The 12,731-nt window shown below is 64.7% G+C and carries 11 protein-coding genes; 9 read left to right on the forward strand and 2 right to left on the reverse strand.

Annotated features, from left to right (window positions below; genetic code table 11):
• Positions 1-135: 135 nt before the first annotated feature.
• Positions 136-2,085, forward strand: coding sequence for an acetate--CoA ligase (gene acs, locus EDC62_RS05335; RefSeq protein WP_425469962.1), 1,950 nt, complete (start codon positions 136-138; stop codon positions 2,083-2,085).
• 96 nt (positions 2,086-2,181) lie between these two features.
• On the opposite strand, the gene EDC62_RS05340 is transcribed toward acs, so the two are convergent.
• Positions 2,182-2,487, reverse strand: coding sequence for a c-type cytochrome (locus EDC62_RS05340; protein WP_124221341.1), 306 nt, complete (start codon positions 2,485-2,487; stop codon positions 2,182-2,184).
• A gap of 118 nt (positions 2,488-2,605) precedes the next feature.
• On the opposite strand from EDC62_RS05340, the gene EDC62_RS05345 reads away from it, so the two are divergent.
• The 5 genes from EDC62_RS05345 (at position 2,606) to EDC62_RS05365 (ending at position 8,137) form a co-directional block, all read left to right on the forward strand.
• Positions 2,606-2,848, forward strand: coding sequence for a TIGR04438 family Trp-rich protein (locus tag EDC62_RS05345; protein WP_124221343.1), 243 nt, complete (start codon positions 2,606-2,608; stop codon positions 2,846-2,848).
• Positions 2,849-3,009: 161 nt separating this feature from the next.
• Complete coding sequence (ilvD, locus tag EDC62_RS05350) at positions 3,010-4,845, forward strand: dihydroxy-acid dehydratase (RefSeq protein ID WP_124221345.1); 1,836 nt, start codon at positions 3,010-3,012, stop codon at positions 4,843-4,845.
• A gap of 16 nt (positions 4,846-4,861) precedes the next feature.
• Positions 4,862-5,695: a prolipoprotein diacylglyceryl transferase gene (lgt, locus tag EDC62_RS05355; RefSeq protein ID WP_124221347.1), complete on the forward strand. Its 834-nt coding sequence runs from the start codon at positions 4,862-4,864 to the stop codon at positions 5,693-5,695.
• Between the two features lie 11 nt (positions 5,696-5,706).
• A complete protein-coding gene (locus EDC62_RS05360) occupies positions 5,707-6,498 on the forward strand; it encodes an enoyl-CoA hydratase/isomerase family protein (protein ID WP_124221349.1) in 792 nt (263 codons plus the stop codon).
• Between the two features lie 28 nt (positions 6,499-6,526).
• Complete coding sequence (locus tag EDC62_RS05365) at positions 6,527-8,137, forward strand: malonate--CoA ligase (RefSeq protein ID WP_124221351.1); 1,611 nt, start codon at positions 6,527-6,529, stop codon at positions 8,135-8,137.
• Between the two features lie 34 nt (positions 8,138-8,171).
• Here the strand turns inward: EDC62_RS05365 and EDC62_RS05370 are convergent, their stop codons facing one another.
• Positions 8,172-8,615 (reverse strand): universal stress protein, encoded by a 444-nt coding sequence (locus EDC62_RS05370; protein ID WP_124221353.1) that lies wholly within the window; start codon positions 8,613-8,615, stop codon positions 8,172-8,174.
• 106 nt (positions 8,616-8,721) lie between these two features.
• Between EDC62_RS05370 and EDC62_RS05375 the strand changes: the two genes are divergently transcribed.
• The 3 genes from EDC62_RS05375 (at position 8,722) to ccoN (ending at position 12,723) form a co-directional block, all read left to right on the forward strand.
• Complete coding sequence (locus tag EDC62_RS05375; RefSeq protein ID WP_124221355.1) at positions 8,722-11,079, forward strand: heavy metal translocating P-type ATPase; 2,358 nt, start codon at positions 8,722-8,724, stop codon at positions 11,077-11,079.
• Positions 11,079-11,216 carry a cbb3-type cytochrome oxidase assembly protein CcoS gene (gene ccoS / locus EDC62_RS05380; protein WP_124221357.1) on the forward strand — a complete coding sequence of 46 codons (138 nt, stop codon included), beginning with the start codon at positions 11,079-11,081 and terminating at the stop codon, positions 11,214-11,216. Before EDC62_RS05375 ends, ccoS begins: the two co-directional genes overlap by 1 nt.
• Before the next feature lie 70 nt (positions 11,217-11,286).
• Entirely contained in the window at positions 11,287-12,723 is a 1,437-nt protein-coding gene (gene ccoN, locus EDC62_RS05385; protein ID WP_124221359.1) for a cytochrome-c oxidase, cbb3-type subunit I, read from the forward strand.
• Positions 12,724-12,731: the final 8 nt, after the last annotated feature.

Raw genomic sequence — 12,731 nt, forward strand, 5'->3', positions numbered from 1 at the left:
GCTGCGCGAGTCAGTGCCTTGTAAGAGCGCGGCTCCACAGTCGCGGCCGCAAATCTTGCTGTTCGTTTCTTGATTCAGAGGAGACCGAAAATGAATGCTTCGACTGCCGGTGGCCCGCAAGCGGGTGAAGTCCGGATGTATTACCCCAGCGAGGAGTTCGTCCGGCAGGCCACCATTTCGGGTATGTCTGCCTATGAAGCCTTGTGTCGCGAGGCCGAGAGCGATTACACGGGCTACTGGGCCAAGCGTGCCCGGGAAATGGTGACCTGGAAGACGCCCTTCACCCAGGTTCTCGATGAAAGCAACGCGCCTTTTTTCAAGTGGTTTGCGGACGGCACGCTCAACGCTTCGTACAACTGCCTCGACCGCAACCTCGAGCGCGGACTGGGTGACAAGACCGCGATCATTTTCGAGGCGGATGACGGCGAGGTCACGCGCATCAACTATCGTGACCTGCACGCCAAGGTCTGCCAGATTGCCAACGGGCTGCGTTCGCTGGGCGTGCAAAAGGGCGATCGGGTCGTGATCTACATCTCCATGTCGATCGACGGCGTGGCGGCGATGTTGGCCTGCGCGCGCATCGGCGCGACGCACTCCGTGGTGTTCGGTGGCTTCTCTGCCCAGGCGCTGCGTGACCGCATCGAAGACACCCGCGCCAAGGTCGTCATTACCGCCGACCATCAAATTCGCGGGGGCAAGCAATTGCCGCTCAAGGCCATCGTCGATGAGGCGCTGAGTCTTGGCGGCTGCGATTCAGTCGAGCGCGTGCTCGTGGTGCGCCGCAGCGGTGCGCCGGTGAACATGGTGCAAGGGCGCGACCGCTGGATGGCCGACGTGGTGGGCGGGCAGGCTCAGACCTGTGAGCCCGAGTGGGTGGAGGCGGAGCATCCGCTGTTTTTGCTCTACACCTCGGGCTCGACCGGCAAGCCCAAAGGCGTGCAGCATTCGACGGGTGGATATTTGGTCCATGCGGCGCTGACCACGGCGTGGACCTTCGACCTCAAGCCGAACGACATCTTCTGGTGCACGGCTGATATCGGCTGGATCACGGGCCACACCTATATCGCGTACGGACCGATGGCGCTGGGTGCGACGCAGATCGTGTTCGAGGGCGTTCCTACCTTCCCGGACGCGAGCCGGTTCTGGCGCATGATCGAGCGTCACAAGGTGACGATTTTCTACACGGCGCCGACGGCGATCCGTTCGCTCATCAAGGCGGCCGAATCGAACGACACGGTGCATCCGCGTAATTTCGACCTCTCGAGTCTGCGCCTTTTGGGTTCGGTCGGCGAGCCGATCAATCCTGCGGCCTGGGAGTGGTACTACCGGCATGTGGGAGGCGAGCGCTGCCCGATCGTCGACACCTTCTGGCAGACCGAGACTGGTGGCCATGTCATCACGCCGTTGCCCGGGGCGACGCCCTTGGTTCCGGGCTCTTGCACGCTGCCGTTCCCGGGCATCATGGCGGCGGTCGTCGATGAGACGGGCAAGGACGTGCCCAATGGGCAGGGTGGTATCTTGGTCATCAAACGCCCGTGGCCGTCGATGATCCGCACGATCTGGGGCGACCCTGAGCGATTCAAAAAGAGCTACTACCCCGAAGAGTTCGGCGGCAAGTACTATCTAGCGGGCGACGGCGCGATCCGCGACGCCAAGACGGGTTATTTCACCATCACGGGTCGCATCGACGACGTGCTCAACGTCTCGGGCCACCGCATGGGCACGATGGAAATCGAGTCGGCGCTGGTCGCGAAGACGGATCTCGTGGCCGAAGCCGCCGTGGTGGGCCGTCCCGATGAGACGACCGGCGAAGCGATCTGCGCCTTCGTCGTGCTCAAGCGGCCGCTGCCGACGGGCGACGAGGCGCGTGCGATTGCCAAGGAACTTCGCGACTGGGTCGCCAAGGAGATCGGCCCCATCGCCAAGCCCAAGGACATTCGCTTTGGCGAGAACCTGCCCAAGACCCGCTCGGGCAAGATCATGCGCCGCCTGTTGCGCAGCATCGCCAAGGGCGAGGCCATCACGCAAGACACCTCGACGCTCGAGAACCCGGCGATTCTGGATCAGCTTGGCCAGGCCTATTGAGGCTGTATTTGGGCGCCCTTCGGCTTTTCCGGAGGGCGCTGTGGAAACAAAAAGGCCCGCTTTTCGCGGGCCTTTTTGTCGATGCGTGAGCGCCGATTACTTCAGCGACAGCACCCAGGCGGCGAGCTTCTTGGCTTCCGCGTCGTTGACCTGCGGGTTCGCGGGCATGGGGACCGCACCCCAAACGCCCGAGCCACCCTTCTGGATCTTGGCGGCGAGCATATCGGCCGCTTTGGCGTCGCCCGCATACTTCTTGGCGACGTCTTTGTAAGCCGGGCCGACCAGCTTCTTGTCGACGGCGTGGCAGGCCATGCAATTCTTGGCCTTGGCCAGGGCTTCGTCAGCCATGGCGGGGGCGGACACGGCGGCCAGGGCGGCCAGGGCGAAAAGGACTCGTTTCATCGTTGCTCCTCAGGGGTTGGGTTACAGTCTTTGGACGCGACTGCTGACGTTCAACGCGATTTTAGGGGAATCGGTTGACGTGTATCAGCGATTGCATATTTTTCGTGGGAGCGCGGTGATGTATTTCCTCGGACTCGGACTGATTCTGCTGCTGCTGAAATTCCTGGAACTCGGCCCGGTGGCAACCTGGAGCTGGTGGGTGGTGCTTGCGCCCTTTGGCCTGGCGGTGGCCTGGTGGACCTGGGCCGACTGGAGCGGGTACACCAAGCGCCGCGAAATGGAAAAGATGGAGCAGCGCAAACGCGAGCGCATCGAAAGAAGCAAAGAAGCGTTGGGCATGACGCCTCGGCGCCGGCGCTGATCGAAAGAGAAGGCGGCCGAGTCGGTAGGTGGTCCTCCCTTGGACTCGCGGCCAGTTGAACGCCGCCTGCTCTGTGCCTGTGGCTCCGTAGAATCGAAAACTGCTCTGTCTCGGGACCTGTGTCCCGCCCCGTTTGCCCCCCTTTGTCTGCGAGATCAACCATGCCTGCTTATCGATCCAAAACCACCACCGCCGGCCGCAACATGGCCGGAGCCCGCGCCCTCTGGCGCGCCACCGGCATGAAGGACGGCGATTTCGACAAGCCCATCGTGGCCGTCGTGAACTCATTCACGCAGTTCGTGCCGGGGCATGTGCATCTCAAGGACCTGGGACAACTCGTCGCCCGCGAGATCGAGGCCGCCGGTGGCGTGGCCAAGGAGTTCAACACCATCGCCGTGGATGACGGCATTGCCATGGGGCATGACGGCATGCTCTATTCGCTGCCAAGCCGCGACATCATTGCCGACTCGGTCGAATACATGGTCAACGCGCACTGTGCCGATGCGATGGTCTGCATCAGCAACTGCGACAAGATCACCCCGGGCATGCTGATGGCGGCCATGCGGCTCAACATTCCCGTGGTGTTCGTCTCGGGTGGACCGATGGAGGCGGGCAAGACGCGCCTGGGCGTGCACAAGATCGACCTGATCGACGCGATGGTCATGGCGGCCGACTCGAAGGTCAGCGACGAGACGGTGGCCGAGGTGGAGCGTTCGGCTTGCCCGACCTGCGGTTCGTGCTCGGGCATGTTCACGGCCAACTCGATGAACTGCCTGACCGAGGCGCTGGGGCTGTCGCTGCCGGGCAACGGCACGCTGGTGGCCACCCATGCCGACCGCGAGCAATTGTTCAAGCGGGCCGGGCGGCTCATCGTCGAGCTTTGCCGGCGTTACTACGAGCAGGGCGATGAGCGCGTGCTGCCGCGTGCGGTCGGGCGCAAGGCGTTCGAGAACGCGATGGCGCTCGACATCGCCATGGGCGGGTCGACCAACACCATCCTGCATCTGCTCGCAGTCGCTCAGGAGGCCGGGATCGACTTTCAGATGGCCGACATCGACCGGCTCTCGCGCGGGGTGCCGCAGCTCTGCAAGGTGGCGCCGAACACGCAGAAATACCACGTCGAGGACGTGCACCGCGCGGGCGGCATTTTCGGCATCTTGGGCGAGCTTGCCCGGGCCGGCAAACTGCACACCGATGTGCCGACCGTGCACAGCGCGAGCTTGGCCGAGGCGCTGGAGCAATGGGACGTGATGCGCACGCAGGACGAGGCGGTGCAAACCTTCTACCGCGCCGGGCCCGCAGGCATTCCGACGCAGCAGGCGTTTTCACAGAGCACGCGCTGGCCGAGCCTGGACACCGACCGCGCCGAGGGCTGCATCCGTTCGGTCGAGCATGCGTATTCGCAGGAGGGCGGGCTGGCCGTGCTCTACGGCAACATTGCCGAAGCGGGTTGCGTGGTCAAGACGGCGGGGGTGGACGACAGCCTGCTGGTGTTCGAGGGTCGTGCGTATGTGACCGAATCGCAGGACGAGGCGGTGGCCGACATCCTGGCGGACAAGGTCCAGCCCGGTGATGTGGTGGTGGTGCGCTATGAAGGCCCCAAAGGCGGGCCGGGCATGCAGGAGATGCTCTACCCGACAAGCTACATCAAGTCCAAAGGGCTCGGCAAGCTGTGCGCCTTGCTGACCGACGGGCGGTTTTCGGGGGGGACCTCGGGCTTGTCGATCGGGCATGTGTCGCCCGAGGCGGCGGCCGGCGGCGCCATCGGTCTGGTGCGAGCGGGCGACCGCATCCGCATCGACATTCCGAACCGTCGCATCGACGTGCTCGTGAGTGACGAGGAACTCGCCCGCCGTCGCGCCGAACAGGATGCGAAAGGCTGGAAGCCCGCCAAACCGCGTCCGCGCAAGGTGTCCGCCGCGCTCAAGGCCTATGCGATGCTGGCGACCTCGGCCGACAAGGGCGCGGTGCGCGACCTGTCGATGCTGGGCGACTGAGCAGCGGGGCCAGACCATGCTGATGCATCCGGACATCGACCCCGTCGCGCTGCGCCTCGGGCCCGTGGCGATTCACTGGTACGGCTTGATGTACCTGGTGGCCTTTGGGCTCTTCATGGCGCTGGCTTTGCGGCGGCTGCGCCATGAGCCCTATGCCTCGCTGACGCAGGGCGAATGGGGCTGGCAGCGGCGCGACGTCGAAGACATTTTGTTTTACGGCGTGCTCGGTGTGGTCATCGGCGGGCGCCTGGGCTATGTGCTGTTTTACAAGCCCGCGTATTACTTTGCGCATCCGGCCGAGATCTTCGCGGTCTGGCAGGGCGGCATGAGTTTCCATGGCGGGCTGCTGGGCGTGCTGGTGGCCATGGCTGGGTTCGCGCGCATGCGGCAGCGGCCGTTTTTGCAAGTGATGGATTTCATCGCCCCTTGCGTGCCGCCAGGGCTGGCGGCCGGTCGCATCGGAAACTTCATCAATGGCGAGTTGTGGGGGCGGGTCGCCGACCCGTCACTGCCCTGGGCCATGGTGTTTCGCGGCGCTGGCAGCTCGGCGCGGCATCCCTCGCAGCTCTATGAGTTTTTGCTCGAAGGCGTGTTGCTGTTCGTGCTGCTGTGGCTCTACGCCCGCCGGCCACGTCGACTCGGGGAGGTGAGTGCCGCTTTTCTGGTGGGCTACGGCTGCCTGCGCTTCATAGCGGAGTTCTTCCGCGAACCCGACAGCTTCCTCGGCTTTCTCTCGCTGGGGCTGACCATGGGGCAATGGCTGTGCATTCCGATGGTGCTCGGCGGCGTGGCCCTGTGGGTGTGGGCGCAGCGGCAACCCGCGCCGTTCGTGCGCGCGGCCGCGCACTGAAGGGGCGGGCGATGGCAGGCGCCATCCATTGGGAGACGCGCAGCGCGATTGGGCTGCTGACGCTCGTCCACCCGGGCAAGCTCAATGCCATGTCAGTGGCGATGTGGCGCTCGCTGCGCGAGGTGGCCGAAGACATCGACCGGCAGCGCGGCTTGCGCGGCGTGATCGTGCGCGGCGCCGAGGGCCAGTTCTGCGCCGGTGGCGACATTGCCGAATACCCCGACTTTCGCTTTTCGGTTGAGGGTCTGCGGCAGTTTCACGAGGAGGTAGTCTGGCCCGCGCTTTCGGCGCTGCTGCGCTGCGAAGTGCCGCTGATCGCGCAGATCGAAGGCGCGTGCATGGGCGCAGGCGTGGAGATCGCGAGCTGCTGCGACCTGCGGGTGGCGGGCGAAGGCGCGCGTTTTGGGGCGCCGATTGCGCGGCTCGGGTTTTCGATGGCGCCGCGCGAAGCGGCGCTGGTCGCGCGGGCGGTGGGCGAGATGACGGCGCGCGAGATGCTGCTCGAGGCGGCCGTCCTCGATGCGCAGGTCATGGAGCGGCGCGGCTTTCTCCACCAGGTGGTCCCTGACGCGGAGGTCGCGGCCCAGGCCGCAGCGCGTGCCGAACGCATGGCCGCGCTCGCGCCCGAGGCCGCGCGCCGCACGAAGCGGCTGTTTTTTGAGCTTTTTGGCCCGGATGCCGGCGTAAAACGCTCAGGTGTTGCTATGGAAAACATAGTTTCCACAGCCTATGACTACGCCGACAGCGCCGAGCATCGTGAGGGCATCGCGGCATTCTTGGCCAAGCGTCGGCCGAATTTCTGAGCAGTGGGTTTCTTTCGGGGTGGTTTCGATGAGTCACGGCAACCTTTACGCGGCGCTGCGGGCCGCTTTTCCGGCGAACCTCGATGCGGTGGCGGTCGAGGTCGCGGATGGCCCCTCGGCGGGCCTGGCCTACAGCTGGCGCGACATCGAGCGCGCCACGGCGATGTTGGCGAACTTTCTGCGCTCGCTGGGGCTCGAGGAAGGCAGCCGCATCGCCGTGCAGGTGGACAAATCGGTCGAGGCGATGCTGCTCTACCTCGCCACGCTGCGCGCGGGTTACGTCTTCCTTCCGCTCAACACCGCGTACCAGCGGGCCGAGATCGAGTATTTCATCGGCAATGCCGAGCCCGCCGTGGTGGTTTGCACGCCGGGAAACTTCGGCTGGGTCAGCACCTTGGCGTTCCAGGCGGGGACGCGGCATGTGTTCACGCTCGGCGACGACCGCAGCGGCAGCCTGCTCGAGCGCGCGAGTGCGCAGAGCGACCGCTTCGAGACCGTGCCCAAGCGCTCGGACGAACTGGCGGCGATCCTCTACACCAGTGGCACCACGGGTCGCTCCAAGGGCGCGATGCTTTCGCATGGCAATTTGCTCTCGAACGCCCAGGTGCTGCATGACTACTGGGGCTGGCGGCGACCCGATGCGGCGGGGCAGGGCGGTGACGTGCTCCTGCACGCGTTGCCGATCTTCCATGTGCACGGCCTCTTCATCGCCATCCATGGCGCGCTGCTGTCAGGCAGTCGCATGATCTGGTTCAACCGCTTCGACGCGGCGCAAGTGGTGCGGCGGCTGCCCGAGGCGACCGTCTTCATGGGCGTGCCCACGCTCTATGTGCGCATGCTGGCTGAGCCCGCGCTCACGCCCGAGGCGGCGCGCGGCATGCGGCTGTTCATTTCGGGCTCGGCGCCGCTGCTGATCGAAACCTTCCGCGCGTGGCAAGCCCGCACCGGCCACACCATCCTGGAACGCTACGGCATGAGCGAGACGCTGATGCTGAGCTCCAACCCCTATGCCGCCGACCCGCGCTACGGCGGGCGCAGCGAGCGCCGCGGCGGCACGGTGGGCTTTCCGCTGCCGGGGGTGCAGTTGCGCATCGTCGACGACGCTGGCCGCCCGGTTGCCACGGGGGAGCCGGGGCACATCCAGGTGCGTGGCCCCAATGTGTTCTCCGGCTACTGGCGCATGCCTGAGAAGACCGCCGAGGAGTTCACCGCCGACGGCTTCTTCAAGACCGGGGACGTCGGCCGTTTCGACGCAGACGGGTACGTCACCATCGTCGGACGCAGCAAAGACCTCATCATCTCGGGCGGCTACAACGTCTACCCGGCGGAAATCGAGGGGGTGATCAACGAACTGCCGGGGGTGGCCGAGAGCGCCGTCGTCGGCGTGCCGCACCCGGACTTTGGCGAGGTGGGCGTGGCCATCGTCGTGCCGCGCCCGGGTGCGCAGGTGCAGGCCGAGGCGGTTTTGGCAGCGCTCAAAGCTCAGTTGGCCAACTTCAAGATTCCCAAGCGCTGCTTCGTCGAGCCAGACCTGCCCCGCAACACCATGGGCAAGGTGCAGAAAAACCAGCTACGCGAGCGTTACCAGCACCTGTTCGATGCAGTACAGGCGGCCAGCGGGCCGACTGACTACTCCTAAAGCAGGAGCATTGCCTGAGCATTTTCTGCTGGCGTCAGCGCAAAACCAGCACCGGAATGTGCGAGTGCGTCAGAACTTGCTGTGTTTCGCTGCCGAGCAGCAGCCGCTCGATGCCGCGGCGCCCGTGCGAGGCCATCACGATCAAGTCGGCCTTGTGCTTCTTGGCCGCGGCGATTAGGGCGTCGGAGACGATGTCGCTCTTGATGGTCACGGGCTTGACTTTGACGCCACGCGGTTCGGCCGCGGCCTTGACGGACTCGACGATCGCACGGCCTTGCTCGGCCCATTCGGCTTCGATGCGCTTGACATCCTCGGGTGGCAAGGGAATGGAGCCTTCGAAATAGCTCTGCGGGTAACGCGGAACGACGTGCAGGGCGATCAGTTCGGCCCCGCACAGCGCGGCGAGTTCGATGGCATGGGCGGTGGCTTTTTTGGACAGCTTCGAGCCATCGGTGGCAACCAGTATGCGTTGGTACATCGCGGTGTCCTCTTTCAGTCGGGGGTTTTCAGCTTAAGCGAGCGGGGCTGCTCTCGCTTGATGTAAATCAAGCATCCCGTGGTCTTCTGCCGTACAGTCACGGCCCATGACCGCTGGCGCGACTTCTCCTTTGACCGGGCTGACTGCGGAGCCGCCCGAGGCGGCCCAGGTGCTGCCGCTGCTCGATGATCCCGCCGAGTGGTCCGCGTTCAGCCGCCCCGTGCCCGACAAACCCGGATGTTGGGAATCCAGCGTCGTTTTCGAAGGCATGCACTGCGCGGCTTGCGCGCTCACGATCGAGGATGCGCTGCGCAAGATGCCCGGCGTCGAGTCGGTGCAGGTCAGTTCGGCCAGCCACCGTGGGCGGATCGTTTGGGGCGAGGCGGCAGTCAAACCCTCCCAGTGGATGCAGGCCGCGCAGCGAGCAGGCTATCGCGCGATCCCCGCGAACGACGCGTTTTTGAACGAACGGCGCAAGAACGAAATGCGCCAGGCGGTGTGGCGCCTGGGTGTTGCGGGCCTGTGCATGATGCAGGTCATGATGTACGCATGGCCCGTGTATGTCGCCGAGCCGGGCGACATGGCCCCCGACCTGCGCAACCTGCTGCGCTGGGCTTCCTGGGTTCTGAGCCTGCCGGTGCTGATTTTTTCCTGCGGCCCGTTCTTCCAAAATGCCTTGCGGGACCTGCGCGAGCGCCGCATCAGCATGGATCTTCCGGTGGCGTTGGGCATGCTCATCACATTTGCGGTCAGCACCGCGGGAACGTTCGACCCCAACGGCATTTTCGGTGCCGAGGTGTATTTCGACTCGTTCACGATGTTCGTGTTCTTCCTGCTCGCCGGGCGCTGGCTCGAGTTGCGCATGCGCGACCGCACAGCCGGGGCGCTCGAAGCCTTGATGAATCGCTTGCCCGACAGCGTCGAACGCCAGCGGCCCGACGGCAGCTTTGAGCGGGTGGCCGTTCGCCGCCTGCAAGTTGGTGACGTCGTGCGCGTGCGGGCCGGCGAGGCGTTTCCTGCAGACGGGGTGCTGGTCGAAGGCGAAACCATGGTCGACGAGGGGCTGCTGACCGGTGAGTCGCGCCCGGTCGCCCATCCGGCGGGCAGTTCGGTCATCGCCGGCAGCCACAACTTGACGGCCAGCGTGCTGATGCGGGTGGAGCGCACCGGCGAGCAAACCCGATTTGCCCAGATCGTCGCGTTGATGGACGCCGCGGCTACGTCCAAGCCCAGAATCGCTCGGCTTGCCGATCGGATCGCCAAGCCCTTTCTCGTGGGCGTGCTGCTTGCGGCAGGGGCTGCCGTGCTGTATTGGTGGCCGCAGAATCCGGGGCACGCCTTGATGGTGGGCGTCGCCGTGCTGATCGTTACCTGCCCTTGTGCGCTGTCGCTGGCGACGCCGGCAGCCATGCTTGCGAGTGCTGGCGCGCTGGCCCGCCGGGGGGTGCTCGTGCGGCGGCTCGAAGCCATCGAAACCTTGGCTTCGGTCGATTGGATCGTTTTCGACAAGACCGGAACCCTCACCCGCGATGCGTTTGCGCTGCAACAGATGCAGGCGCGGCCGGGCATTTCCCCAGACGAGGCCTTGGCGTGGGCGGCTGGGCTCGCGCGCCACTCGCTGCATCCGGTCTCGCGCGCATTGGTGGCGGCGGCCGCAGCGCGTGGCCTGAGCGCGTTCGACGTCGTCGAGGTGCAGGAGCAGTCGGGTCTGGGCGTCCAGGCGCGGCCGACGCCGTCCGTGATCGCTGGCACGGCGATCCAGGGGGTGCTGCGTTTGGGCTCGGCGGCATTTTGCGGCGTGGTGGCCGACGACTCGGACACGCTCAAGGTCTATCTGGCCGATGAAGCTGGTTGGCTTGCAAGCTTCGAGCTGCGCGAGGCGCTGCGGCCCGATGCAGCCGCGACGGTGGAGGCTTTGCGCCGGTTGGGCCTGCAGGTGCGCATCCTTTCCGGCGACCGACCCGCAGCGGTGCGCCGGGTGGCAGCCGAGTTGGGCCTCGGTCCCGACGAAATCCAGGGTGGGTGCCTGCCCGAGGATAAACTCGCGGCCCTTCAGCGGGCGCAGAAGGCGGGTCACCGTGTCGCCATGGTGGGCGACGGACTCAATGACGGGCCCGTGCTGGCGGGGTCTCACGTGGCCTTTGCCTTGGGTCAATCGGTGCCTTTGACTCAGTCCAAATCCGATTTCATCGTGCTGGGTGAGCGGCTCGGGCCGATCGCCCAGGCGGTCGAGCAGTCGCGGCGCACCCTGAAGATCGTGCGGCAGAACCTGTGGTGGGCGGTGGGCTACAACGCCCTCTGTGTGCCGTTGGCGATTTTTGGTTGGTTGCCGGCATGGCTTGCCGGTCTGGGTATGGCGGCGAGTTCGCTCTTCGTCGTGCTCAATGCGCTGCGCTTGTCCCGCCCTGAGGCTCACGAGGCCTTGGGTGCGGCGACTCGGCAGGAACTGAAGGAGGCGGTCTAATGGAGATCCTCTACATGCTCGTTCCGCTGTCGGTGGTTTTGGTTTTTTTCATCCTTGCCGGCATGTGGTGGGCGATTTTTCGCGGGCAGTTCGACGACATCGATGTCGAGGCCGAGCGGATCTTGAGGGACGATTGACAATCATCAAGGTTGTGATCCGGTTTACCCTGGAAACTCGAGGCTGGTCTTTTTGGTAATGGAGACGTAAATGAAGTTTGCAAACGCACAGGCGACTGTGTACAACGACACCGTTGTGCGCCAGTTCGCCATCATGACGGTCGTCTGGGGTGTCGTTGGCATGCTGGTGGGCGTGATCGTCGCGGCCCAGTTGGCATTCCCCGACCTCTTTGCGGGTATTCCGTGGCTCAGCTACGGCCGATTGCGGCCGCTGCACACCAACGCGGTGATTTTCGCGTTCGGTGGAAGCGCGCTGATCGGGACCTCGTTCTACGTGGTTCAGCGCACGAACCAGGTTCGCCTGTTCAGCGACAAGCTCGCCTCCTTCGTGTTCTGGGGCTGGCAACTCGTCATTCTCGCTGCGGCCATCACCTTGCCGCTGGGCTACAACCAGTCCAAAGAGTACGCCGAGCTGGAGTGGCCGATCGACCTTCTGATCACGGCGGTGTGGGTGGCCTATGCGATCGTGTTTTTCGGCACCGTCGGCACGCGCAAGGTGCGTCACATCTATGTGGCGAACTGGTTCTACGGCGCGTTCATTTTGGCTGTCGCGCTGCTGCACATCTTCAACAACATCTCCATCCCGGCTGGTGCGCTCAAGTCCTACTCGGTGTACGCAGGCGTGCAGGATGCGATGGTGCAATGGTGGTACGGGCACAACGCGGTCGGCTTCTTCCTGACGGCGGGCTTCCTCGGCATGATGTATTACTTCATTCCGAAGCAGGCCGAGCGCCCGGTTTATTCCTATCGTCTCTCCATCGTCCACTTCTGGGCGCTGATCTTCACCTACATGTGGGCGGGTCCGCACCACCTGCACTACACCGCGCTGCCCGACTGGACCCAGTCCCTCGGCATGGTGTTCTCTCTGATCCTGTTGGCACCGAGCTGGGGCGGCATGATCAACGGCATCATGACGCTTTCGGGTGCTTGGCACAAGCTGCGTGACGACCCGATCCTGCGCTTCCTGATCGTTTCCCTGTCCTTCTACGGCATGTCGACCTTCGAAGGTCCGATGATGTCCATCAAGACCGTGAACGCCCTGTCGCACTACACGGACTGGACCGTGGGTCACGTGCATTCTGGCGCGCTCGGCTGGGTGGGCTTGGTCACGATGGGTTCGATGTACTACCTGATCCCGCGTCTCTTTGGTCAGAAGCAGATGTACAGCGTCAAGGCGATCGAAATCCACTTCTGGACCGCCACCATCGGCATCGTGCTCTACATCGCCGCTATGTGGATCGCCGGCGTCATGCAAGGTCTGATGTGGCGCGCCGTCAACCCCGACGGCACCCTGACCTACACCTTCGTTGAATCGGTCAAGGCCACTTTCCCGTTCTATGTGCTGCGCCTGAGCGGTGGTCTGCTGTATCTGTTTGGCATGTGCGTCATGGCTTGGAATACGTTCAAGACCGCAACAGCGGGCCGTGCCGTGACCGTCCAGATTCCCGCCGCCGCGGCGCACGCTTAAGGAGCACA

It is taken from the genome of Tibeticola sediminis, assembly GCF_003843835.1.
GTDB lineage: Bacteria > Pseudomonadota > Gammaproteobacteria > Burkholderiales > Burkholderiaceae_C > Tibeticola > Tibeticola sediminis.